17 protein-coding genes and 1 riboswitch are annotated in these 25,481 nt (G+C 38.0%); of the genes, 8 read left to right on the top strand and 9 right to left on the bottom strand.

Annotated elements, in window-relative coordinates; all coding sequences use genetic code 11:
- The first annotated feature begins 93 nt into the window (after positions 1–93).
- Positions 94–3,891 (top strand): bifunctional proline dehydrogenase/L-glutamate gamma-semialdehyde dehydrogenase PutA, encoded by a 3,798-nt coding sequence (gene putA / locus FNN08_RS09670; RefSeq protein WP_143585188.1) that lies wholly within the window; start codon positions 94–96, stop codon positions 3,889–3,891.
- A 74-nt stretch (positions 3,892–3,965) separates the two neighbouring features.
- Here the strand turns inward: putA and FNN08_RS09675 are convergent, their stop codons facing one another.
- From FNN08_RS09675 to FNN08_RS09690, 4 genes are all read right to left on the bottom strand, one after another.
- Positions 3,966–4,736 (bottom strand): metal ABC transporter permease, encoded by a 771-nt coding sequence (locus FNN08_RS09675; RefSeq protein WP_143585190.1) that lies wholly within the window; start codon positions 4,734–4,736, stop codon positions 3,966–3,968.
- A 37-nt stretch (positions 4,737–4,773) separates the two neighbouring features.
- Complete coding sequence (locus FNN08_RS09680) at positions 4,774–5,694, bottom strand: metal ABC transporter solute-binding protein, Zn/Mn family (protein ID WP_185962619.1); 921 nt, start codon at positions 5,692–5,694, stop codon at positions 4,774–4,776.
- On the bottom strand, positions 5,678–6,913 hold the full coding sequence (locus tag FNN08_RS09685; RefSeq protein WP_143585192.1) for a hypothetical protein: 1,236 nt from the start codon (positions 6,911–6,913) through the stop codon (positions 5,678–5,680). The genes FNN08_RS09680 and FNN08_RS09685 overlap by 17 nt, the downstream gene beginning before the upstream one ends.
- A 256-nt stretch (positions 6,914–7,169) precedes the next feature.
- Positions 7,170–7,472, bottom strand: coding sequence for a hypothetical protein (locus tag FNN08_RS09690; RefSeq protein WP_143585194.1), 303 nt, complete (start codon positions 7,470–7,472; stop codon positions 7,170–7,172).
- A 144-nt stretch (positions 7,473–7,616) separates the two neighbouring features.
- Here FNN08_RS09690 and FNN08_RS09695 point away from each other — a divergent pair, with 144 nt between their 5' ends.
- A complete protein-coding gene (locus tag FNN08_RS09695; RefSeq protein WP_143585196.1) occupies positions 7,617–8,423 on the top strand; it encodes a crotonase/enoyl-CoA hydratase family protein in 807 nt (268 codons plus the stop codon).
- A 29-nt stretch (positions 8,424–8,452) separates the two neighbouring features.
- Here FNN08_RS09695 and FNN08_RS09700 read toward each other — a convergent pair whose 3' ends face one another.
- Genes FNN08_RS09700 through dapA form a run of 3 tightly spaced genes read right to left on the bottom strand, consistent with a single transcriptional unit; the run spans position 8,453 to position 10,875 of the window.
- A complete protein-coding gene (locus tag FNN08_RS09700) occupies positions 8,453–8,827 on the bottom strand; it encodes a DUF2956 domain-containing protein (RefSeq protein WP_143585288.1) in 375 nt (124 codons plus the stop codon).
- Entirely contained in the window at positions 8,827–9,945 is a 1,119-nt protein-coding gene (locus FNN08_RS09705) for a succinylglutamate desuccinylase/aspartoacylase family protein (RefSeq protein WP_143585198.1), read from the bottom strand. Before FNN08_RS09705 ends, FNN08_RS09700 begins: the two co-directional genes overlap by 1 nt.
- 9 nt (positions 9,946–9,954) lie before the next feature.
- On the bottom strand, positions 9,955–10,875 hold the full coding sequence (gene dapA / locus FNN08_RS09710; protein WP_143585200.1) for a 4-hydroxy-tetrahydrodipicolinate synthase: 921 nt from the start codon (positions 10,873–10,875) through the stop codon (positions 9,955–9,957).
- Positions 10,876–10,998: 123 nt separating this feature from the next.
- A riboswitch (Lysine riboswitch) is annotated at positions 10,999–11,174 on the bottom strand.
- A 238-nt stretch (positions 11,175–11,412) separates the two neighbouring features.
- Between dapA and FNN08_RS09715 the strand changes: the two genes are divergently transcribed.
- Together FNN08_RS09715 and arcA are read left to right on the top strand one after the other, a co-directional pair.
- Positions 11,413–12,456 carry a methyltransferase gene (locus tag FNN08_RS09715; protein WP_143585202.1) on the top strand — a complete coding sequence of 348 codons (1,044 nt, stop codon included), beginning with the start codon at positions 11,413–11,415 and terminating at the stop codon, positions 12,454–12,456.
- 416 nt (positions 12,457–12,872) lie between these two features.
- Positions 12,873–13,589 carry a two-component system response regulator ArcA gene (gene arcA / locus FNN08_RS09720; protein WP_143585204.1) on the top strand — a complete coding sequence of 239 codons (717 nt, stop codon included), beginning with the start codon at positions 12,873–12,875 and terminating at the stop codon, positions 13,587–13,589.
- A 36-nt stretch (positions 13,590–13,625) separates the two neighbouring features.
- Here the strand turns inward: arcA and FNN08_RS09725 are convergent, their stop codons facing one another.
- A complete protein-coding gene (locus FNN08_RS09725; protein ID WP_185962620.1) occupies positions 13,626–13,964 on the bottom strand; it encodes an Hpt domain-containing protein in 339 nt (112 codons plus the stop codon).
- A 388-nt stretch (positions 13,965–14,352) separates the two neighbouring features.
- Here FNN08_RS09725 and folE2 point away from each other — a divergent pair, with 388 nt between their 5' ends.
- On the top strand, positions 14,353–15,279 hold the full coding sequence (gene folE2 / locus FNN08_RS09730) for a GTP cyclohydrolase FolE2 (protein ID WP_143585208.1): 927 nt from the start codon (positions 14,353–14,355) through the stop codon (positions 15,277–15,279).
- Positions 15,280–15,390: 111 nt separating this feature from the next.
- Here the strand turns inward: folE2 and FNN08_RS09735 are convergent, their stop codons facing one another.
- Positions 15,391–17,841, bottom strand: a complete 2,451-nt coding sequence (locus FNN08_RS09735; RefSeq protein WP_143585210.1) for an Ig-like domain-containing protein — start codon at positions 17,839–17,841, stop codon at positions 15,391–15,393.
- 556 nt (positions 17,842–18,397) lie between these two features.
- Here FNN08_RS09735 and gltB point away from each other — a divergent pair.
- The 3 genes from gltB (at position 18,398) to FNN08_RS09750 (ending at position 25,478) form a co-directional block, all read left to right on the top strand.
- On the top strand, positions 18,398–22,858 hold the full coding sequence (gltB, locus tag FNN08_RS09740) for a glutamate synthase large subunit (protein ID WP_143585212.1): 4,461 nt from the start codon (positions 18,398–18,400) through the stop codon (positions 22,856–22,858).
- 9 nt (positions 22,859–22,867) lie between these two features.
- Positions 22,868–24,310 carry an FAD-dependent oxidoreductase gene (locus tag FNN08_RS09745; protein WP_143585214.1) on the top strand — a complete coding sequence of 481 codons (1,443 nt, stop codon included), beginning with the start codon at positions 22,868–22,870 and terminating at the stop codon, positions 24,308–24,310.
- A 316-nt stretch (positions 24,311–24,626) separates the two neighbouring features.
- Positions 24,627–25,478, top strand: coding sequence for an HAD-IIB family hydrolase (locus FNN08_RS09750; protein ID WP_185962621.1), 852 nt, complete (start codon positions 24,627–24,629; stop codon positions 25,476–25,478).
- Positions 25,479–25,481: the final 3 nt, after the last annotated feature.

Raw genomic sequence — 25,481 nt, forward strand, 5'->3', positions numbered from 1 at the left:
TACACTGAAATTAACTGAATTTCATTAACACATTCTGCGAGTATTTATATAACATTCGCACCATATTATTTTGTATTTATCTAGGCTGATATCATGCTTTTTAACGGAAACTTAATTACTAATGACCCTATTCGCCAGCAAATTCGCGATCATTACCGAGCTGACGAAAATGAGGTATTAAACAACCTGATCCCACTAGCTGAAATTGGTGCCAATGCACGTTCAAGAGCTTGGGAACGCGCCAGACAAATGGTTGTTCAAATTCGAAAAGATCAAACAGGCAAAGGCGGTGTTGACGCACTGTTAAACGAGTTCTCATTATCAAGTGAAGAAGGCGTAGTGTTAATGTGTTTAGCCGAAGCATTACTGCGAGTTCCTGATAAATTAACAGCAGATAACTTAATTCGCGATAAATTAGCAGAAGGTGATTGGAGTTCGCATTTAGGCAATAGTGACTCTATTTTTGTTAACGCATCATCTTGGGGTCTATTATTTACCGGTAAATTAGTTAATTACACTGATGAAAATAAAAAACAACAATTTGGTCTGTTAAAGAAAACTATCGGCCGCTTAGGTGAGCCAGTTATCCGTAAAGCTGTACGCTATGCCATGAAGATCATGGGCACACAATTTGTTATGGGTCACACTATCGATTCTGCAGTCGAGCGAGCAGTAGATACCGAAGCAAAAGGTTATACCTACTCTTACGATATGCTAGGTGAAGGTGCTCGTACTATGGCTGATGCAGACCGCTACTTTGATAGTTACGTTAAGGCTATTGATGTTATCGGTAAAGCAGCAAAAGGCCGAGGCCCGCAAAAAAGCCCTGGCATTTCAATAAAGTTATCTGCGATACACCCACGCTATGAATTTACCCATCGTGAGCGTGTTATTGCTGAATTAATCCCTCGCTTAAAACACTTAGCTCTAGCAGCAAAATCATACAACATTGGCTTTACTGTCGACGCCGAAGAAGCTGATCGCTTAGATATATCTCTAGATGTTATCGGCGCAGTATTTTTAGATGAAGACTTAGCTGGTTGGGATGGTTTTGGTATTGCATTACAAGCTTATCAAAAACGCGCTTTATATGTTGTTGAGTGGGTACGCGAGCAAACATTAAAAGCAGGTCGTCAAATGATGGTGCGCTTAGTAAAAGGCGCTTACTGGGATGCGGAAATAAAAATTAGCCAAGTAGAAGGTTACAACGACTTCCCGGTATTTAGCAGAAAACCATCGACCGATGTCTCATATCATGCCTGTGCTAAAAAATTATTAAGCTACCGCGACAGTATTTACCCACAGTTTGCGACTCATAATGCCTACACAGTTGCTACTATTTTAGAAATGACTGATGACTATGAAGGTTTTGAATTCCAACGTTTACACGGTATGGGTGAGTCACTTTACGACCAAGTTGTTGTTAACGATAACGTACCTTGTCGTGTTTACGCGCCTGTTGGTCATCACGAAGATTTACTTGCTTATTTAGTACGTCGTTTACTTGAAAACGGTGCTAACAGCTCATTTGTAAACAACATTGTCGATGAAAATATTCCTGTTGAATCATTACTAACCGATCCAGTTGAGCTTGTTCAGAGCTGGCAAAATAAGTACAACCCACAAATCCCTCAATCTATTGAGATGTTTGGCAGCGAGCGTGCAAATTCTAAAGGCTTAGATTTAACCACCATAGATCAAATAACGCCTATGCGTGATAACTTAAATGCTTGGTTTGAAAAAGCAACGGCTACACAAGCTGTTGCCGATGCTGAAGCTGTTATTAACCCAGCAAATCACAATGAAGTTATTGGCTATATAAAACATGCCGATAGCAAGGCAATGCAAAACATCTTAGCGAGTGCCCATACGGCATTTACTCAGTGGAGCCAAACAGACGTTAATGTTAGAGCCGAGTTGTTATTAAAAACAGCAGATGCGCTTGAAGCAAATCAAGACGAGTTAATTGCTCTTTGTATAAAAGAAGCAGGTAAAATTCCAGCCGATGGTGTTGCAGAAGTTCGTGAAGCGGTAGATTTTTGTCGTTATTACGCAGCTCGTGCGCCAGAATTAATGGCTGATAAAAACTTACAGTCTCGCGGCGTGGTACTTTGTATTAGCCCGTGGAACTTCCCATTAGCAATATTCTTAGGACAAGTTGCAGCAGCAATCGTAACCGGTAATACCGTTGTAGCAAAACCGGCTGAACAAACCAGCTTAATTGCCCTGCGTACTATTGAATTAATGACAGAATGTGGTTTACCAGAAGGTGTTGTTGTACCAGTAATTGCTCGAGGTAGTGAAGTTGGTGCACACATTGTTCCTGATGAACGCATTCAGGCAGTTATGTTTACAGGTTCAACTGAGACAGGTACATGGATTTCACAAAAACTGGCAGAGCGTCAAGGTGAACAAGTTCCTCTGATCGCCGAAACTGGTGGCCAAAACTGTATGATAGTTGACTCAACTGCGCTTCCTGAGCAAGTAGTTGATGATGTGGTAACTTCAGGGTTCCAAAGTGCAGGTCAACGCTGTTCAGCATTACGAGTTCTATTTGTGCAAGAAGATGTTGCCGACAAAGTTATCTCTATGATCAAAGGTGCAATGGCTGAATTACATGTTGGCGACCCGGCATTTTTAAGTACTGATGTTGGCCCTGTTATTGATAACAAAGCATTTACCGCACTTAATGATCATGTAAGTTATTTAGAAGGTAAATCAACTTTACATTACCAATGTAAGCTGCCTGAGATGGGAGACACTGGTAACTATTTCTTTGCCCCAAGACTTTACGAAATCAGCGACTTATCTGTACTTAAAAAAGAAGTATTCGGTCCTTGTGTTCACGTTATTCGCTTTAAAGCGGCAGATATTGAAAATGTTATTGAGCAAATTAACGGTACTGGTTTTGGTTTAACTATGGGTATTCATACTCGTATTGAAGAGAAAAGTGAATACTTATCTAAGCGCTCTCGTGCAGGTAATGTCTATGTTAACCGTAACATGATTGGTGCGGTTGTTGGTGTACAACCTTTTGGTGGTCGAGGCTTATCAGGCACTGGCCCTAAAGCAGGTGGCCCAATGTACTTAACTAGGTTAGTTAAAGAAATTAACACCAGTGCAGAAAATACATTAACTAGTGAGCAAAAAGATTTACTACAGGCACAATTTAATGAACATGCAGCAGATGCATGGAAAATTGGCGCTAAATTACAATCAGCTAAAAATGATGAGTTAAACTGGCGTGACACAGCAGTAGGTGTACGAGTATCCATTGTTCGTCAGTTATTAGCTAAGATTGCCGATCACAAACTATTTATTTCACAAGAGTCTGAATTAGAAAGTGCATTAATTGCCGCGCGTCAGCAACTATCAGTTATTGAGAAAGCGCTAGCTAATCCAACTACCTTACCGGGTCCTACAGGTGAGTCGAATAAACTTTACTTGGAATCTCGTGGTATTTTAGCGTCAATTGGTGATAGCGATACTAGCTTCGAATTTTGGTTAGTTGCGATTGCTTCAGCTCTTGCTAGTGGTAATCCTGTTATCGCTTTAGTTAATGAAGAGTTTTTAGATGAAGCAATTGCCTGTGAAGAAGTACTTGCCCAATTAGGTTTAGTACCAGGAATTTTCCAAGCAGTATCTCTTAACTTCTTACCAAGTGTGTTAGAGCATGATTATATATCTGGCGCTATTGTGGAAAATAACAGCGCACTTAAACAATGGATTGGTGAGCTATTAGCAGCTAGAACTGGCGCAATCCTGCCAGTACTTACTGCGCAAAGTCATCAAGCACTATTTAAACGCTTAGTAACTGAAAAAACAGTAACTATAGATACCACAGCAGCTGGCGGTAATGCGTCACTAATGACTATGGAATTAACTGATTAATCGCGTTATCAAGTAAGCAATAAAAAGGGAACCAATGGTTCCCTTTTCACTATCTAGGCTTTGTCATATTAAAACTAAGTTTGACTTGCTGGCAACAATGCCGACTTCTTTAGCAATAAACTTGCTAAAAAGCCCGTTATTGCCAAGGTCCAAACTATGGTTGAGCCACTTGGTAAATCCCATAAAGCAGAAGCAATTAACCCCATAAGGTAAGCTATAAAGCCAATTATGTAAGCGATTCTATGGTTATATTTAATCAGTTTAACCGTTGCTAAAGCAGGAATAATTAGCGTACTAAAGACTAAATAAACTCCCACCATTTGCACCGAGCTAGTGATAGCGACAGCAAAGATAAAATAGAACCACTTACCATTAAGTAAGCCTGGTTTTAGCAGGATAAGCCCCATCAATACTGCATACAAAGCCATATGCAAATATAAATCATTAAAGGTAACCCACAAAATTTGCCCTGATAATACTTGCTTTAGTAAATCACCACCGTGTGGGTCATTGGCCAAAAGTATATAAGCGCCTGTTGCCGACAATACATATAAACAACCGATCAAAGCCTCTAAATTATCTTTAGAATAGCGTTCAAATAAAGCAATTATACTTGCCCCAGACAAAGCAAATACAGCGGCAACAATATAGGTTGCTCCAGGTAAGTGATGCTCTAAATCTAACGTCGTTACTAGAACCGCACCAACCCCAGCAATTTGAGCTATGGCTAAATCAATAAAGATAATGCCTCGCTTTAACACTTGAAAGCCCAGTGGCACATGTGTGATCAGCACTAACAATCCAGCAACTAAGGCCGGCAATAAAATATCGATTAACTCAAACATATTGATTCATCTGCTTTATTTAATTAACTCTTACGCTCTATTGCGCTGCGAGTGCACCTTTAATAAGTGCAATGTGCTGACTCATCATCGAAAATAAATCAGTTGCTTGCTCATTACCACCTACAGTATAAGGTAACTGCACACTATTAATATCGGTTTTATCTTGTAACCAGTGCGCTGCTTTCTCGTCTTGATATCCGGTATAAACCACTAACTTAACTTGCTGCTTTTCAACAATATCTAATACCGTCATCAAATGTGATGTGGTTGGTGGCAAACCTGGTTTAGGCTCTAAGTCACCCACTTGCTGCATTCCTAAAAACTCAAATAAGTAGCGAAACGACGAGTGATAAGCAATAACTTTTGTACCTTTTAGCTCTTGTGCTTGCCCTTGCCACTGAGTTGTAGCTTGCTGCCAACGAGTTAAAAAATCAGTTAATTTACTCTGATATATAGCACTGTTTTCACTATCAAGTTGCGACAACTTATTACTAAGAGCTTTCGCTAACTGAGTAATACGTGTTGGGTCAAGATGCACATGCGGATTTCCCAGAGAATGTACATCTCCCATAGATCTATCAACGCTAACCGGGATATCTAAGTTTTGTACATGATCAGAAGCATAAAACAAGCCTTTATCAGCTGATTGTACATCACGGTTATTAGATTTCATTTGCAACATTGGCAACCAACCAATTTCTAAATCAGCACCAGCACAAACAACTAAGTCTGCACGGCGCATTTTAGCAATCAAACTTGGACGAGCTTGGATAAAATGCGGATCTTGCTGTGCTGTCGTAGCACTATAGATAGTTACTTTATCACCAGCTAATTCTTGCGTAAGAGCTGCATATTCAGGTTCACAAGCAAAAACATTTAACTCCGCCTTAGCCGGCAAAGTAATTATAGCGGCTAAGCTCGCTAAACAAATTAAAACACTGTTAAAATTGATGCGCACCGTGAGCTCCTAATGCCATGCTAAATTGCAAAGTAATTTGATCGTCAGTCACTTCTTCAACTGATTTATCTTGATTGTATTGCAAACGCACTGTAGAAAAATGTGAATGGCGATATTCAACCATAGCGGTTGAAACCTCTGGCTTAAACCCATCAGAGTATGGCTCATCAAAATCAATTTGCGAATAACGCAAACCTGCAGCCCAGTTAGGGGTGAACTGATAAACAGCGCTCACATAAAAACCTTGATGACTGGTATCAATGTGATCTAGATGTTCTTCAGCTAGGCTAGTTAGGTGTTCCTCGTGCTCTTCATGTTCCTCATGCTCTTCTTCATGGTGCAGACCACCTTCTTCTTCAACAAAAAAGTACTCAGTCGCTAAGGTAAAGTTTTGGTACTTATAATTGCCGTTAGGTGCCCACTTCCATACTGCATCAATAATATAATAATCTTTGCTACCACTAAAATCACACACACCAAAAGCTTCATGAGCATGCTCTTCTTCATGCTCTTCATGCTCATCACCGTGATCTTCTTCATGAGAGTGACTACTACATGAGCCTTCATCGTTATCAAAACCTAGATATGACACACCAAGTTGCCAGCTATTTTCAATATTAAAGTCGCCACCAGTTTTAACATAAGCAGAATAAGCGCCAATGCCATCACCTTCAGCGTAGGCAGGCATAGTGCCACCTTTTAATAATTCAGTACCTAGCTCTAAGTACATATCGGTTGGAGCTAACCAAGATAAGCGAGCACCATCATCGTAATAATGGCCATTTAAAAAAGCGCGGTAAACTAATGGGCGGTCGGCAAAGCTATCGGTATGATCATGCTTACCATTTAAATAACCAATATTAGATAGAAAGCGTCCGAATCTAAGCGATAAATCATAAGGTAATGCAGTGGTTTGGATAAACGCTTCTTCTAGCTCAACTTCGGTTTCACCTTCATGTTCATCGAGTACTATGGTCAGTTTGCCGGTAAACATATCATCAATAGGCGCACTAATAGCTAGCTCAGTATGATCCGTCCAAAAGCCCTGTTTTAACCCAGAGCCATGTTCATCGACACCATAACCTGCGATGCCTGAGAAGTCTTCGCGGTCAGTGTAACCAACATTAACAATAGCACTAATATTTAACTGATCTTGTGCAAGAGCAGCGCCTGAAAAACTTGCCGCTAAAACAACGGCTGAGGTATTAACTAATTTCATTATAATTTTCCTGAATACAACTAAAACCAAGTTGAATAAACATTCGATCATTTTGTCTCGTCTAGCGACTCATCATACTGGAGTTGCTAAAATGAATTTTAACTGCTTGAAATTTAATGGATATAGAATGACTATAACCATCAAATTGTCACTTGTTAAAATCAATTTCCTCTAACTCAAAAGTGACCTAATCCTTAATCAAATTGGTATATATACCCTTTGTTTAATACAAAGAGAATGTGAATGATGTTTGTGATTAAAGAAAATTACGTGGAGGTGCTCTGCTTAAATACTGTTTAGTAAATCGCCCATAAAAGGCCGCTTCAACAGCAACGATTACATCTGATTTATAATCAATTATTGCGATATCGGAAGCTGGAGATGGTAAATCAAAGTCATCTAATGCAGATGAAGAACAAGTTTTACAATGAACTTCGTGGATACTAACATCATGATCGGCTAAATGAACTGCTTTTGCCAGAGGCATAAACAACAAAAAAGACACCATTGCTATTAAAGCAATAATGTTGTGTTGTTTAAATTTTGGCTGCTGAAACATTTTACTAAACTGACTTAATTGTAATTTTTGGTAATGTTATAATATAACATTAATTATAGCAAACTAATCATAGTAATGCCGTGATATTAAATTTATAGTTAACCTAGACTTAAAGAAGCTAAACAATAATAAGACGGATTACACATGCCAAAATCTCCTGTTACTGTCAGTATAGAAAACAACATTGCTTTAGTAACTCTTAATAAAGCAGAAAAAAGAAATGCGCTTGATATCCCTATGTTCAAAGCTTTAGACAAAGTGAGTAAGGAGCTAAAACAAAATCGCGCTATTAGAGCTGTTATAGTAAATGCCAAAGGCGAAGATTTTTGTAGCGGTTTGGATATAAAGTCTGTGCTCAGTAATAAATCATCTGCCCTTTCCCTTCTTTTTAAGTGGCTACCAGGCCAAGCAAACTTAGCCCAAAGAGTATCGTATAATTGGCGTAAAATACCTGTCCCAGTCATCATGGCCATTCATGGTAGATGTTGGGGCGGTGGCTTACAAATCGCTCTTGGCGCCGACTTTAGAATAGCTCACGAGCAGGCAAGTTTTTCCGTAATGGAAGGTAAATGGGGCTTAATACCTGACATGGCTGGTAACTTAGTCTTACGTGAAATATTAGCTAAAGATATAGCGTTAAAGCTGACAATGACAGCAGAGATTATTAGTGCCAAACAAGCATTAAATTACGGTTTAATTACTGAGCTAAGTGATGAGCCTTTGCAATCAGCTTATGACTTGGCCAAGCAAGTAAGTGAGCGTTCACCTGATAGTGTTGCGGCAGTAAAAAAACTATTCCATAACAACTGGTTTAAAGCAGACTGGGTTATGTTAGCCAAAGAAAGCTATTACCAAATAAAAATATTACTTACTAAAAACCAAAAAATCGCAGTCAAAAAACAACTTAAACCAGAGCAGGCGCCAGACTATACTAAAAGGAATAATTGGTAAGAGTAGATTTAAGCAATTGAACTTTTTATCTATAGAACTAAATAAGCGGCAAAAATAGCCCATGAAGCAACTAACAAAACCCAAGGTAAAATATTTTGCTTTGCACTATTATCTCCAACTGATTGCGGTTGTAATTGAGCGCTAGGCGTAGCTTTGTTTTTAAGTTTTTTCTTAGCTTTATCTGCTTCTCTAGCCTTGGCTTTGTGCTGTTTTTTATAAAGCTCAATGCCCTTTTGAATGCCTTGCTCTATCAGCTTAGTTTGCTCTTTGCTTTGACCTGGTTTCTTAATGCCATTAGCTATAGTTGTAGCCGCTTGTTGAGTTTCAACAGAGGGCTTTGCAGCTTTTGAGGTAGTTGCAGGGTTTGTTTTTTTGTTGCTTTTGGCATAAGTTAAAAATTCGATTAATTGCTAATAGTGAAATAATTGGTAAATAGCTTATACAGCTCAGTACCTTGATGCACACTCGCTGAAGCAAAGTGCAATATTGGCAAAACATCTTCTTCAAGGGTTAGGTAATGTAATGCATCACCATCGCCGTAATTATCCATGCGTAAAATACGGGCTAAAGGCTCACCTTTGGCTAACGGTTTACCAAATTCAGCAAGGTAATCTACCATACCGCCCATAGGCGAATAATATTGCTTATAATCTTTTAAATAACAGGCATAGCGTGTCATTTTTTCGGGCTGATAGTTATTTGAACTCAGCACATTTTTGTATTGTAAATAAGATAAAATACTTTGCGCATCGATTAATGCTTCATCTAAATCGATTAATTCCTGCGAGCCCAGCTCAACAGTAAAGCTTTCTTTGTCAAAGTTTAACTCTCTGCCTTGTTTGGCAAAGGCATCTGTTAAATACCACCAAGGGCAAAATGTTGCTTCATCCATCGCGCCAGCAAAGCCATTGGGAATAAAAATAGTGTGAGCAATATTAAAGTAATTAGCACTATCTTTGGCGTATTCTGGGCAATATAAGTGCTTAGATGAAACAGGACCAGTATGTAAGTCTAAAACAATATCTGCTTGATGAGCCATTTCTTGTAATTGATAAGCAATGCGCCTGCCTGTAGTTAAACCATAATTGTTATGATTTAGCTTATCTTGAATATCGCTTAGCATTTTTTGTTTAAATGCACTCTTTATAACTTCTATATCAGCATCAGCGAATTCTTTGGCAAAAGGTTCAATAATCGATTGCTCAAAATGATACATGCGGTTCCAATTAACCCCAGTGATTGGATCAAATCGGCCTAAGGTGTATTCACCATTTTTATGATTACAACCAATTGGGTTGGCATACGGAACTAAGGTTATATCACCCGCCAAAGTTTCCTTTTGTAGCAGCTCTAATAGCTGATAAATAACGGCATTACCTTGAACTTCGGCGCCATGGATATTGGCTTGAATGTATACTGAAGGTCCCTTACCGCTACCCGCTAAACGATAAACAGGGATCGTTAACGAAACGCCGCTGGCCATTTCGCCAACGGTTAACAATTCTTTTGAAAAATTATTCATTTAGGTTAATTACTTAACAGCACGTAAATGAGATCTACTTTGACATAACCAATCGGTAATAGCCGCGTCAGCCGCAAGGATCCCTTGGTCATTAGTTAATTCTAAATGCGTTAAAGGAGCGCGTAAAACTGGCGTGTTTAGCACGCTTTGCTTGTGCATCAATACTTTTACAGGAATAGGATTGGCTACTTCAAATAATGCATTGGTAGCATCAAACCAAACACTAGCAAGCCCCTTGGTTTCACCATTTAAACATTTTTGTACGTATAAATTAGTTGCTTCAGGCCAAGCATTTGCACAAACCGATACTAAGCCAACAGCACCTGCGCCAGCTAAAAGAGGCATTAACGGATCATCACCTGAGTACATTTTCATTGTAGGTGCCGCTTTTTGGTATGCTAAAAATTGGCTAACATCACCACTTGCTTCTTTCATTGCCCATAAATTTTTATGGTCAGCAATATTCTTAATTGTTTGTACTGGGATACTAACAGCACTTCGGCCTGGCACATTATAAATCATACAAGGATGCTCGGCTGCATCAAGTAACGCTTCAAACCACTGGGTTTGACCAACCACACCTGGCTTGGCATACATTGGCGTGCCAAGTAAAAAACTATGTATAGGCAGGCTATTACACTGCTTTATCCAAGCAATCTGAGTTGATAAGTTAGCACCTCCAACAGCAACCATTAGCGGTACATTTGGTTTTAAGTCACAAATGTACTGTACAATTTTTAACTGCTCGTCCAATTCAATGGCTAAACCTTCACCGGTACTGCCACAAATTAGGATACCATTACCGGCTTGTTGTTGGTCATCAACCAATTTATCTAAACAGCTATAATCGACTTCACCGTGTTGGTCAAATGGCGTAACTAAAGCTGTCCATAAAGGAAAATTGTTCAGGTTATTTTGCGAACTTGTCATTTTAAATCTCATCACTTGATAATAATGCAGCTATAACACTGTTTATTAATTTAAACAGTATAGCAATATCTAAGCTTAATATAGGCAATGGCATGATTAGGAATTCGTACAAATAAATGCACAAAGACCAGAAGCGCTCCACTATATAAGCATGTGGCAGCCGAAGGGATTCAACCCAATCGTCCGATACAAGCAAGACCAAACTAACTTGTACCTCGGCATTAATCCCCCTCGTTATTTGTCATTGGAGTTTGATCTCCTCAAAATAACTACCTGGTTAATGCTCCTCTTCTGGCCCTCAATATAAGGGCAGTAATAAAATATTTTCATATTCTAAGAATGTCGCTATTTAACCACTTCATCATAAGTTTTTCAATATCATAAACGCATAGTTTGCAACTAAATGGTTATTTGTCAGTAAATATTATCTTTTTAACGTCTATATTTAGTAAAAAGCGTATTTAATCGTTTACTAAAGTCACACAAACGATGAAAATAGCGCCACTATATTGTTAGCCATTAAAAAGAGCATTTTGCATGTCATTATCGAACCCTTCACAACTGTTACTTCGAAATAGTGAATTACTAAAGAGTAATCACCCACTAGTCGTCGGCTGCCCTGATAATGAATTTTTAGCAGAGTTAATTAGCATTAACCCACAAGCACAAATAACAAGTTATCAAACTCACTTTGGCTTTTATCAAAATACAAAAGCAAGATATCAAGATTCGGTAACAAGCTGCTTTGCTGCAAGTTATGAAAATCCAACGTCTAACAAGCACGACTTAGCTATTATTTATTTTCCAAAATCAAAACCTGAGTACCAATTTTTATTGGCAATGTTAGCGCCTCACATGGCTGAGGGAGCAAACATTTTAGTGGTGGGTGAAAATAAAGGCGGAGTTAAATCTTGCGAGAAGTTAAGCACAAAATACTCTAGCTGTTCAAACAAGATAGACTCAGCTCGGCACTGCTCTTTGTTCTCTGTAGAATTTAATAACCAAGACTTTAGCTTTGATATTAATGACTTTTACAAAGAGTTTAATATCGACGTAGCAGGTATTAAGCTGAAAGTTGCTTCACTACCTGGTGTATTTAGTAGCGGTTCACTAGATAATGGTACACGCATCTTATTAGAAAATTTACCATCGCAAATCACCGGTTCAGTATTAGACTTTGGCTGTGGAGCTGGGATCATTGGTGCATTTATTAATAAAACTGATCCAACAACTAAAGTTGACCTAGTTGATGTAAGTGCCCTTGCAATTGCAAGCTCAATAAAAACATTAGAATTAAATCAACTTAAAGGTAAAGTATTTGCCTCTGACGCATTATCTAATGTTAGCGCTCAGTACAACAGCGTAATATCAAATCCTCCGTTTCACCAAGGTATTAAAACCAACTACCATGCAACAGAGTCTTTCTTGAAATATATTAAGCAGCATATGACTAAAAATGCCAACTTAACTATTGTGGCCAATAACTTTCTTAAATATGCGCCAATATTAAAGGCTGAAATCGCCGAGCCAGAACTTCTTATTAACAGCAAAGGTTTCGCCGTTCACTACTGTAAAAAGTAATTATGTTGGATTTTTGAACTAAAAGATAAACCTAGTGTTCACCCCAAGTTAAATTGATGTTAGCGCAACACCAATTTAACTTGTTGATCATCTATTTTTTCGATAATTAATGACATCCTTACCTCAATTTTCCTTAAAAATTACAATTTGTTTCATTTTTACTTTTAACACAAACGTCCAAATAAAATAATCATAACCATACAAATCAACAAGATAGCATTAAATAACAGCTATTTTAGTTGCTCATAAATCTTACATTTTTACAACAATTTCACCATTGTTTACTTTTTAACTTGCTCTATCATATACATCATTAATTTAAAGGCAGAATTTATATCGCGAATGTGAAGCGTATAAGTTTTAACCGACTTGCTAACTATATAGAGGTTAGCTATCAGTTTTTTATCGAGGTATATATGACAAACCAAGCACAGATTTTAATTGTTGAAGACGAAGAAGTAACACGCTTAAATTTAAAGAACTTGTTTGAAGCAGAAGGCTACACAACATTCGTAGCAGCTAACGGCGACAGCATGGCAGAGAAACTTCAAAGCAACAAAATAGATTTAGTGTTAATGGACATTAATCTACCTGGTAAGAACGGCTTATTATTAGCACGTGAATTATTAGAGAAAAACAGCACAGGTCTTATGTTTATCACTGGTCGCGATAGCGATGTTGATAAAGTATTAGGCTTAGAGATTGGTGCTGATGACTACGTTACTAAACCATTTAACCCTCGCGAGTTAACTATTCGTGTTCGTAATTTATTAAAACGTATTCAACAAACAGATGTAAACACACCTGTTGCTGATACTGCTATGATCCAATTTAACAACTGGAACTTAGATCCAAACTCTCGTCGTATGACGTCTCCACAAGGTGAAACTTTCCCAATCCCTCGTGGTGAATACCGTGCATTACGTTTATTAATGGCTAACAGTGGTAAAATCGTAACTCGTCAACAGCTTATCCAAGAAATGACTGGTCGTGATTTACGTGAAAATGACCGTACTGTAGACGTTACTATTCGTCGCTTACGTAAGCACTTTGAAACTGACAATACTAACTCAGAATTTATCAATACGATCCACGGTGAAGGTTACCGTTTCGTAGGAACTTTAGAAGCTTAATAAGCCCTAACGTTCAAACTAAATAGATAGAAATGGCTAACCTTGTGTTAGCCATTTTTTTATTGCCTGAATACTTTCTTTATTCAACGATTCTAACTTTTCTAAAGCTACACTTAACACTGCAAAATCATCTTTACTGTACTCTAACTCTTTCACTTGGTTAAATACCTGCTTCAGACCAGTATTACCCGAAGCGCTTTTTAAAATGTGACAGCTTTCTTGCCAATTGGCATAGTTTTGCTCGGCAACAGCTTGCTTTAATTTATCTATATATAATTGCGACTGTTCAACATAAAGGTCTACTGTTTCGCTAAATACTTCGATGCCTAATACATCTTTGTATTGACCGGCGATTTCTAAATCTAATAATTCCATATGCATACCATTTTAATGAACATCCTATTGGCAACATAGCATGAAAAATCGGCTATTGACGAATGAAATATTCAATTTTTAAGCAATAACACAAAGAAGAAACCAACACCTTACAAACCATTAACTTATGCACCACCTTAATTAACATAAGTCATCAACACAGCGCGAAAACATTGATTTTGCCTTGATATTACTGCAGAATAGCCGACCAATTTACTAGGTCTTTAGTTTTTTTGTTTTAATTTTTGCTAAAACAGAAATAAAAGTAAAACTTTATCTGCAAATTAGTTAGAATACGCGCCTTAAAAACTAAGTAGTACCTACAAAACTAAGTACTACTTACTAGTAAAACTCATTAATCAGTAACGATAAAGTAAGCGGAGCACTAATGCCGACATCAATGCCAGATATAGCCAACCACACTACGGCACAAACCGAAGGTACTCTAGACAGGGTAGGTATGGGCAACATTGAAATGCCAATAATGGTTTCAGCCAAAGATGAAGCTGAAAAAATGGTTTCTGCTCACATTGACGCTTTTGTAAATTTAAATGATGCACAGGCGAAAGGCATTCACATGTCTCGCTTGTACTTATTACTTGATGACCTTTCAAGTGGCAACACATTAAACTATCAATCACTAATCGAGCTATTAAATGAATTTATCAGCTCGCATCATGATTTAAGTGATACTGCTTATGTAAAATTTAGCTTTGACTACCCGATGCGCCGTAAAGCATTAGTAAGTGGTAAGTTAGGCTGGAGAGTTTACCCGGTAACTATTGTTGGTAAATTAGAAAAAGGCGTATTTGATATTGAGCTATGTGTAGATATTGCTTATTCATCAACATGTCCATGTTCAGCAGCTTTAGCTCGCCAATTAATTCAAAAAGCATTTACTGAAAAATTTGCCGAGCAAGACAGTGTAGCCAAAGAAGATATCCACCAATGGCTTGGCACTTCAGAAGGTATTGTGGCTACGCCGCACAGCCAACGTTCAATCGCTGAAATTAAAGTTAAACTAAATGAATCAGTAAGCTCATTCCCTATCACTGATGTGGTAGATACGGTAGAAACTGCATTACAAACGCCAGTACAAGCTGCGGTTAAACGTGAAGATGAGCAAGAGTTTGCTCGTTTAAATGGTCAAAACCTAATGTTTTGTGAAGATGCCGCTCGCCGCGTACAACACGCGATGAACTTAGTACAAGGTTATGATGATTTCTGGGTTAAGATAAACCACTTAGAATCATTACACGCCCACGATGCTGTTGCAGTAACAACCAAAGGTTTAGCAAACGGTTATAAAGCATAGCTTCAAATATTAAAAAGATAAGCCAGCATTAAGCTGGCTTTTTTGAAAAAATAGAACGCTATGAATTACCAAAGCGCTTAACAATCAGTAGCTAAAAGTCATTTACTGCTTCTATTTAAAAGTAGCATTGCGTTTTTCGGATAAGCTTTTCTTTCCTTCAAGATTTAATAAACCGTAATCATTCGTATTTTTCCAAGCATCTTGATGGTTACTTAAATCAAAAAGACTTACATGATTAATTCTAGGATAAATAAAGGCCCCTATCTCATCTTCCGTAACCATAAAGTCATTATTCTGATCATAGCCCAAAGTAGAATATTCCATAACTAACGCTTTACCGTTATCATCAACAGAAATCACTTCCCAAGTACGGTGACGCCTAAGGCCGTCATCATTAAACCTTAAGTTGATAATATTTTCACTCTTATCCCAGGTCCAACGATTATCACCTAAATTATAATGGTCAACATCAATATCATCGTAATTTTCTCCAGCTAAGATACCTGAAACACCACGTCTTAATGTGCCATCTTCTTTAAATTGATATCCCCAAATAGCATCTAAAGTGGGTAAATCACCCTGCCAATTTCCTTCTAAATAGCCATTAATATTGGCTAGTTGTATTTGTGGTAATTCAGTTACTAAATTATTAACTAACTTAAGGTATGTATTATCAAACTTTGCCATTTGAGCTACGAATAGGGATTTAACTTGATTATCTACAAGCTCCTCTGTGTAGGCTAAATATAGGTTATCTTCTTTTTGAATTGGTTTTATAACAAACTTTAAATTATCTGATGTTAAATTAATAGAGCCATTTTCTAAGCTATAATCGTAAGTAACACCACTTTCTCTTGCTATCGCCTTACCATTTGAAAATGTTAAAACTTGAGCTATAAATGATTCTGTCGATTCTTGTAAATTACTGTAATCATAAACCTCTGCATTAAAGTGCAGAACCCAATCCCCCTCAATATTATCAGCAGTTATAGTATCTAAAGAAACCTCGGCTGTAGGTAATAAATTTAATGTTGCTGTCGTTGCTTCTGTAGCGATAGGGTTTTCACTGTTCCAACCGATTCCATCAGGCATAATAAGTTGACGTTGGTATTCACCCTCGACGAATACTTTATATGTCTCAGGCGTCTTACTTAATATGGTATATTTTTTATTATCAAACCCGTATCTCATTTCAAACTGTAAGTCCGATGGTAACTTACCTGAATCTACGGCGTTAACCAAAGCAGTTTGTACTTCATTATTAAAGCCATTTGAAATTAAATTATCGAACGGATAACTTGAATATTCAAAATATACGCCCTCATATGAATTCATTTCAACATTAAGCTTCCCATCTATGATTTTCCAATCAAAACCTTGTTTACTAGATGTTCCGCGATAGATAGTTTTATGTTCAGTGCCAATTGCGTTCGCTGAAAAATGTAAAATATCACCAACAAAATCCACCCAACCAGCTTTCGTATCATTCAATACTGCAAGAGATTGATTCACAAGAATTTCTTCAGTGAATGCAAGTACTACTTTTGGATCTGCAATTGTTTCTTTTATTGCAACATCTAAATCTTGTAAGAATGAATCACTTTTTTTACCTGTTTCATCTACATTGTTCGTTGAGGTGAGATATGCATCTATAGCAACCTCAGTGTTAGACTCTCCTTGCTCAGGGTCTAGCAATGAAACAATAGTTTCACCTTCAGGAATTTCGTAGGCAGGGTTGTCAACGAGTAACTTGATTAACGCTGATGTTTCTATTAACTTTTCAGTATCAATATTTTTAGTTAGTTCTGAAAACTCTTCAAAATTTGAAAACTCATTATCATCATTTAGATCTTTTGCTAATAAGTACAGAGCTGTGGAAACATGTGTCACGTTAGTAGATAGAAGCTCATTATCTACTTGATGTAGTTCATTTGTTTGCTCTAATAATTCAGAGCTATTACCTAAAAACAAGAGTAATTCAACATTATCTTGATTGTTTAGTGCATTACCTTGGGCTGTTAGTATGATGCTTTTATTAATTTCTTTAATTAATAAATCAATAGAATAAAAGCCATCCTGGTCAGCGGTAGTAGTAAATTTATCACCTCCTATCTTAACGACAACTGTAGCGTTAGCTATTGGCGAGTCTGTAACTTGTCCTTGCACTGTAAGTTCATGATTAACATCGATGGTCACAATAGAAGAAACAGTTTCATTGCCATCAGAGATTTGGTAACTAAAACTATCTACTCCAGCAAAGCCGTTAAGAGGAGTATAAACGACTTGATTACCATCAATAACTGCAGAACCATTTTTTGGTAGCTCTGGTAAATCACTTATAGTTAAAGTATCGCCATCAGCATCAATATCATTATTAAGTACGTCAATATTTACAGTATTGCCATTTAAACTTACTACTTGATCAGGCTCTGCGGTAGGAGCAGTATTAACAACAGGTTGAGTATCAGGAGCATTTGTTACTTCAGAGTTAGAAGAGCTCCCCCCACATGCAGTCAAAGCTAAGGAGAGAAAACTTAAAGGCAAAAGGTTATAATTTTTCATAAAGATCCTATTTATTAGAAATATTAATATACAAGATTAAATTTATATATATTTCATATACTTCCTTGTATATATCAACGCTAACATTAACCATTCACAATGTAAACAGCAGGTAACCAAGGGTTTAGCAAACGGCTATAAAGCGTAAAACAAATCAATTTTGTAATTAAGCCAACATTTGTTGGCTTTTTTTATGGCAAAAATATAAATAAATTGAAATAAACCCAAGAAAACCGCTAATAATGAAATTTTATTTCATATTTTTTTTAAGCATATGAAAATAAAACCGTAAGTTTACAGATTTTACAACAACTCCCTCTATACCTTGAATTTATTGAGTTTGTTAAAAAGTCATTTTTATACACTTTTTAACATGTGTTAAAACTTTAGTATTAATACTAAGAGTAATAACTCTATTTTTGATTGACCTTTGTATAACATAGCTATATCTTACAAGGTTCCCCCAGTTTGATATTGCAATATTTATTCAGTTTTCAACTATTATTATTCGCCTTTGCAAATCAACAAAACTGGTCAGAATACAGGAGAATTATGCATGCAACTTTACGATCCCAATTATCAAAAAGACAATTGTGGTTTTGGTCTTATCGCTCATCAAGAAGGCGAGACAAGTCATAAACTGATCAAAACTGCTATTTCAGCACTGGATCGCATGCAACATCGTGGTGGTATTGCTGCCGACGGAAAAACCGGCGATGGTTGTGGCTTACTTATGCAAAAGCCTGATAGCTTCTTTAGAGCTATTGCAACAGAGAACGATTGGAATTTAGGTAACAAATATGCCGTTGGTACGGTATTCTTAAATCCAGATCCAGTACAAGCTGAATTATCAAAAAAAATATTAGAAGAAGAACTATCTCAAGAAACACTAGAAGTTGTGGGCTGGCGTGTAGTTCCTGTTGATGTAAATGTACTTGGCCCTATTGCTAAGGGTAATTTACCTGCCATTGAGCAAATTTTTGTAAATGGCCCTTCTGGTTGGTTAAATAAAGATATTGAACGCCGCTTATATATGGCGCGCCGTCGTGCTGAAAAACGCATTACTGATGAACGTTTTTATGTTGCCAGCTTATCTTGTGGGGTAACCATCTACAAAGGTTTGGTTATGCCTGCTGATCTACCTAATTTTTATTTAGATTTAGCCGATATTCGCTTACAGTCTTCGATTTGTGTATTCCATCAACGTTTCTCAACAAACACTTCTCCACAATGGCATTTAGCACAGCCATTTAGATACTTAGCTCACAACGGTGAAATCAATACTATTCGTGGTAATCGCCAATGGAGCCGTGCTCGTACTTATCGTTTTAAAACGCCGTTAATGCCAGATCTAATCGATGCGGCACCATTTGTTAATGAAAGCGGTTCAGATTCATCATCACTAGATAATATGCTTGAGCTATTTATGGCTGGTGGTATGGATGTATACCGAGGCATGCGTTTATTAATGCCGCCAGCATGGCAAAACAATCCAGCAATGGATGAAGATTTAAAAGCATTTTATGAGTTTAACTCTATGCACATGGAACCTTGGGATGGCCCTGCTGGTGTTGTTTTAACTGATGGACGCCATGTAGCATGTAACTTAGATAGAAACGGTCTACGCCCTGCCCGTTATGTTATTACTCGTAATGGTTTTATTACCCTTGCTTCTGAAGTTGGTATTTGGGAATACGGCGAAGACGAAGTTGTTGAAAAAGGTCGTGTAGGACCAGGTGAAATGCTTTCAGTTGATACCTATACAGGTAAAGTTCTGAAATCTGCCGATATTGATAATGATTTAAAATCTCGCCATCCATACAAAGAGTGGTTAGATAATAATATTCGCCGTCTAGTGCCGTTTGATCAATTGGATGCGCAATTAGTTGGTAAGCGCGCATTTAATGACGAGCAAATGAACCAGTATCAAAAATTATTTAATTACTCTTATGAAGAAATTCAGCAAGTAATTAAAGTAATGGCTGAAAATGGTCAAGAAGCTACAGGCTCAATGGGTGATGATACACCTATGGCTGTATTATCAAGTCAGTCACGTACATTATATGATTATTTCCGCCAGCAATTTGCACAAGTAACTAACCCGCCAATCGATCCATTACGTGAGCGTTACGTAATGTCGCTTGGTACTTGTATTGGCCGCGAGCACAATGTATTTAACGAAGCTACAGGCCATGCCGATCGTATTATGTTTGAAACACCTGTACTTATGTATACCGGTTTAAAACAATTACGTGAGTTAGATCCGGTAAATTACCGCAGCGAAGTTATTAACCTTAATTACGATATAAGTGAAGGTTTAGAAGCCGCAGTAAAACGCGTATGTGAAGAAGCTGTAGCAACGGTTCGTGATAACAATACTGTTATCTTGATCTTAAGTGATCGCCAGATTGATAAGACTAAATTACCTATTCCTGCTGCTATGGCTGTTGGCGCGGTGCAAAATCGCTTAGTTAACGAAAACCTACGTTGTGATTCAAACATTGTTGTTGAAACTGCATCTGTTCGTGACCCGCATCAATTTGCTGTTTTATTTGGTTTAGGCGCAACCGCTATCTATCCATTTATGGCATACGAAACCATTGAAGTGTTAGCTGAAACAGGTCAAATTTCATTGTCTCCGCGTGAGGCACTATCAAACTATCGTAATGCCATTAACAAAGGCTTGTTAAAGATCTTATCTAAGATGGGTATTTCAACCATTGCTAGTTACCGTTGTGCTGGTTTGTTTGAAATCATTGGTTTGTCAAAAGAAATCATGGAACTTTGTTTCCCAGGCATTCCAAGTCGTATTCAAGGTGCTGAATTTACCGATATTGAGCAAGACAATATTAATCTGGCTCGTAAAGCTTGGATGCCTCATCAAAAACTTAGTCATGGCGGCTTATTAAAGTACGTTCATGGTGGTGAGTACCATGCCTTCAACCCTACCGTAGTTAAGAGCTTACAAGACTCAGTACAAACGGGTAAGTATGAGCAGTATAAAGTGTATGCCGATGAAGTTAATCAGCGTCCACCAGCAACATTACGTGATTTAGTGACCTTTACCGATGAAGTTAATGCGATTGACATTGATAGTGTTGAACCTGAAACAGAAATGTTTAAGCGTTTTGACAGTGCGGCTATGTCAATTGGAGCATTAAGTCCTGAAGCGCATGAAGCATTAGCAATTGCGATGAACCGTTTAGGTGGTTTTTCAAATTCAGGTGAAGGTGGTGAAGATGCCAACCGTTTTGGTACGGTTCGTAATTCTCGCATCAAACAAATCGCTTCTGGCCGCTTTGGCGTTACGCCGCATTACTTAGTTAATGCCGACGTACTACAAATTAAAGTAGCGCAAGGTGCAAAACCTGGCGAAGGTGGTCAATTACCTGGTGATAAAGTAACGCCACTTATCGCTAAACTTCGTTATTCTGTGCCGGGTGTGACTTTAATATCACCACCGCCACATCACGATATTTATTCGATTGAAGATCTAGCACAATTAATTTTCGATTTAAAACAAGTAAACCCTAAATGTATTGTTTCAGTTAAATTAGTATCTGGCCCAGGCGTTGGTACTATTGCTTCAGGTGTAGCTAAAGCTTACGCTGATTTCATTACCATTTCTGGTTATGACGGCGGTACGGGTGCAAGTCCACTTACCTCTGTTAAATACGCAGGTTGTCCTTGGGAGCTTGGTTTAGCTGAAGCGCATCAATCATTAGTTGCTAATGGCCTACGCCATAAAGTTCGCTTACAAGTTGATGGCGGCTTAAAAACTGGTGTAGATATTGTTAAAGCGGCTATTTTAGGTGCTGAAAGCTTTGGTTTTGGTACTGCGCCTATGGTTGCTTTAGGTTGTAAATTCTTACGAATTTGTCACTTAAATAACTGTGCAACCGGTATTGCAACACAAGACCAATTATTACGTGATGAATACTTTAAAGGCTTGCCTGATCAAGTAATGAATTACTTCCGCTTTGTTGCGCAAGAAGTTCGTGAAATATTAGCATCTTTAGGCGTACCTTCATTACAAGACTTAATTGGTCGTACCGACTTATTAGTTACCTTAAAAGGTATTACAGCTAAACAATCTAAACTTGATCTATCTAGCATAATCGCGCCAGTTGTTGCTGGTGAGCATACTGCACTTTATCAAACAGAGCCAAATCCAGCTTACGATAAAGCGCCATTAAACAATGCCATATTAGCGCAAGTACAAGACGCAATCCTTAATAAGTCAGGTGGCGACTTCCACTTTACTGCGAAAAATACAGATCGCTCTGTTGGCGCATTAATTTCAGGTGAAATCGCACGTCATCATGGCAATCAAGGCATGAGCGCTAACCCTATTCACCTACATTTAACTGGTACTGTGGGTCAATCTTTTGCTTGTTGGAATGCTGGCGGTTTAGATATTACCTTAATTGGTGATGCTAACGATTACGTTGGTAAAGGCATGGCTGGCGGTAAGATCACAATTATGCCTCCTAAAGGCGTAAATTATGAATCGCACTTAACACCAATTATGGGTAACACTTGTTTATATGGTGCTACTGGTGGTCGTTTATACGCATCAGGTTGTGCGGGCGAGCGCTTTGCTGTACGTAACTCTGGTTGTAACGCAGTTATTGAAGGCGCAGGCGATCATGCATGTGAATACATGACAGGTGGTATCGTAGCTATATTAGGTGAAACAGGTCTTAACTTCGGTGCAGGTATGACCGGTGGTTTTGCTTACGTATTAGACGAAGCAGACGACATCGATGCACGCTTAAATGGCGAGTCAATTGAAACTGTTGATTTAGCTGACCTAGTAATTCATCAAGAACATTTACGTGGCATGATTAACCACCACGTTGAAGAAACTGGCAGTCCACGTGCTCAGTACATCCTTGAAAATTTCTCTGAATTTTTAACTAAATTCAAATTAATTAAACCAAAAGCGACCGATGTTAAAACTCTATTGGGTCATCGTAGTCGTTCATCGGCAGAGTTAAGAGTTCAGGCGCAGTAGGAATTTATTATGAGTAAGAATGTTTATCAATTTATTGATGTAAAAAGAATCGACCCGCCGAAAAAGGCGATAAGCGAGCGTACAGAAAATTTTGTTGAAATTTATCAACCATTAAGTAGCGATCAAAGTGCTGGTCAAGCCGATCGTTGTTTAGATTGTGGTAACCCTTATTGTGAATGGAAATGTCCAGTACATAACTACATTCCACAATGGTTAGAGTTAGTTACTGAAGGTAAAATTTTAGAAGCGGCAGAGCTTTGTCATGAAACTAATTCGCTACCAGAAATGTGTGGCCGTGTTTGTCCTCAAGATAGACTTTGTGAATCCGCGTGTACGCTAAACGATGAGTTTGGCGCAGTAACTATCGGTAACATTGAAAAATACATTACCGACACCGCCTTTGCTCAAGGCTGGAAGCCTGATTTAAGTAAAGTAGTATCAACAGGTAAAACAGTGGCTGTTATTGGCGCTGGACCTGCTGGTCTTGCTTGTGCTGATGTATTAACACGTAATGGCGTAAAAGCGGTTGTATATGACAAACAAGCTCAAATTGGTGGCCTATTAACGTTTGGTATTCCATCATTCAAACTTGAAAAAGATGTTATTCAAAAACGTCGTGAAATATTTGAAGGTATGGGCATCGAATTTAAGCTAAATACCAATGTTGGTACTGATATTAGCTTTAGCGAAATAAGCGAGCAATACGACGCCGTATTCTTAGGTTTAGGTACTTACACAGATATGACTGGTGGTTTCGATAATGAAGATGCACCAGGCGTTTATAGTGCCCTCGATTACTTAATTGCCAATACCCAACATACTATGGGGATTACTGAAAACGTAAAACCTTACACTAGCTTTGATGGTAAGAAAGTTGTAGTACTTGGTGGTGGTGATACTGCTATGGATTGTGTTCGTACAGCGGTTCGACAAGGGGCTACAGATGTTACTTGTGCTTATCGCCGTGACAAAGCCAACATGCCGGGCTCTCCACGCGAAGTGCAAAATGCAACAGAGGAAGGTGTTAACTTTCAATTTAACATTCAGCCACTAGACATTGCTGTAGACGATTCAGGTAAAGCTATTGGTGTTAAGTTTGTTAAAACTCAACTAGGCCAAGCCGATGCTAACGGTCGCCGTTCACCTGAGCCTATTGAAGGCAGTGAATTTGTGATGGAAGCTGATGCTGTTGTTATTGCTTTTGGTTTCTTACCAAGTCCACCACAGTGGATGAAAGATGCTGGCGTTGAAGTTGACAGTCGTGGTCGAGTAATTGCAACCGAAAGCTCAAGCTTTGCTATGCAAACAACTAAGCAAAACATCTTTGCTGGTGGTGATATGGTACGAGGCTCTGATCTTGTAGTTACCGCAGTAGATGAAGGCCGTAAAGCTGCATTAGGTATTTTAGATTTTGTTTTAGCTGAAAACTTAATTCAAATTCAGCAAGCATAGACAAACTTTTTCACTTATAAAAACCAGAGCTTGTCTCTGGTTTTTTGTGTCTTATATCTTTTATAAACTATAGATAATAGCAATTTACTTAAATTACTTTTACCTTGTTATCACAAAAACGCACCACGATAGAACATCAAAATAGCACTTCTGTACAATGCACCACAAAGGTGCAAAATAGATTAATTTTAGGCATATAGTTATTGTTCAAGATAATAAAAACAAAACATCCCCTTAAATAACAATAACTTAACTTATTGGTATGTAAGTTGCTCTATTCCTATACATATAAGCAAAATGTATAAAGGAAATAATAGTGGATAACAAATACATCATCTCTACAGATTTAGACGGTACGTTACTTGATCATAACACCTATAAATATCATAAAGCTGCGCCAGCTTTAGAGTATTGCGATGATATGCAAATCCCTATTATTTTCAATACCAGCAAAACCTTTGCCGAAACAGATAAACTAAGAAAGCAACTCAATAACAATCATCCTTTTATTATTGAAAATGGCGCTGCTGTTTATATTCCAAAAGAGTACTTTGACTTACCAGAACAAGGTTCAATACCAAGATTTGACGCTGGTGAATATTGGATATACAAATTCGGTATTAACCGCTCTGAAATCCTATCTAGATTAACCACCTTATGTGCAAGCCACCCATACAAGTACAAGGGATTTAACTCAACATCAACAAGAGATCTTTCACGTGATACAGGCCTTAGCCTAGAGCAATCTGCAGCCGCGCAAGAACGCCAATTTTCAGAGCCGGTTGCCTGGCTAGATAAAAAAGAAAAACTTAGTGAGTTTAGCAAACACTTAAACCTTTTCGGCTTAAACTGCATCAAAGGCGGACGTTACTCACATGTTATAGGGCAAACCAATAAAGCCAAACCACTGTTATTCTTAAAAGCTCTTTATGAACAAAAACATAACGTTGCTCAGACATTAATTTCACTAGGCGATAGCCCAAATGATAGAGAGATGTTGGAGTGTGCCGACATAGCAGTAGTAATTGAGTCACCGAGTCATCAAGATCCTGTTGTAAGTAATCATCCACACCTTATTCGTTCGCGCTTTCAAGGGCCTTTAGGCTGGAATGAATCAATGCTAAACATATTACAAGTAAATCAAGAAAGTTCAGCTGTACAGGTATAAAAA

The sequence above is a fragment of the Thalassomonas sp. M1454 genome (assembly GCF_007097525.1).
Taxonomy (GTDB): Bacteria; Pseudomonadota; Gammaproteobacteria; order Enterobacterales; family Alteromonadaceae; genus Thalassotalea_A.

Coding starts and splice junctions, on each gene's coding strand:
- putA (WP_143585188.1), top strand. CDS start 94: ATGCTTTTTAACGGAAACTTAATTACTAATGACCCTATTCGCCAGCAA.
- FNN08_RS09675 (WP_143585190.1), bottom strand. CDS start 4,736: ATGTTTGAGTTAATCGATATTTTATTGCCGGCCTTAGTTGCTGGATTG.
- FNN08_RS09685 (WP_143585192.1), bottom strand. CDS start 6,913: ATGAAATTAGTTAATACCTCAGCCGTTGTTTTAGCGGCAAGTTTTTCA.
- FNN08_RS09690 (WP_143585194.1), bottom strand. CDS start 7,472: ATGTTTCAGCAGCCAAAATTTAAACAACACAACATTATTGCTTTAATA.
- FNN08_RS09695 (WP_143585196.1), top strand. CDS start 7,617: ATGCCAAAATCTCCTGTTACTGTCAGTATAGAAAACAACATTGCTTTA.
- FNN08_RS09705 (WP_143585198.1), bottom strand. CDS start 9,945: ATGAATAATTTTTCAAAAGAATTGTTAACCGTTGGCGAAATGGCCAGC.
- dapA (WP_143585200.1), bottom strand. CDS start 10,875: ATGACAAGTTCGCAAAATAACCTGAACAATTTTCCTTTATGGACAGCT.
- FNN08_RS09715 (WP_143585202.1), top strand. CDS start 11,413: ATGTCATTATCGAACCCTTCACAACTGTTACTTCGAAATAGTGAATTA.
- arcA (WP_143585204.1), top strand. CDS start 12,873: ATGACAAACCAAGCACAGATTTTAATTGTTGAAGACGAAGAAGTAACA.
- FNN08_RS09725 (WP_185962620.1), bottom strand. CDS start 13,964: ATGGAATTATTAGATTTAGAAATCGCCGGTCAATACAAAGATGTATTA.
- folE2 (WP_143585208.1), top strand. CDS start 14,353: ATGCCGACATCAATGCCAGATATAGCCAACCACACTACGGCACAAACC.
- FNN08_RS09735 (WP_143585210.1), bottom strand. CDS start 17,841: ATGAAAAATTATAACCTTTTGCCTTTAAGTTTTCTCTCCTTAGCTTTG.
- gltB (WP_143585212.1), top strand. CDS start 18,398: ATGCAACTTTACGATCCCAATTATCAAAAAGACAATTGTGGTTTTGGT.
- FNN08_RS09745 (WP_143585214.1), top strand. CDS start 22,868: ATGAGTAAGAATGTTTATCAATTTATTGATGTAAAAAGAATCGACCCG.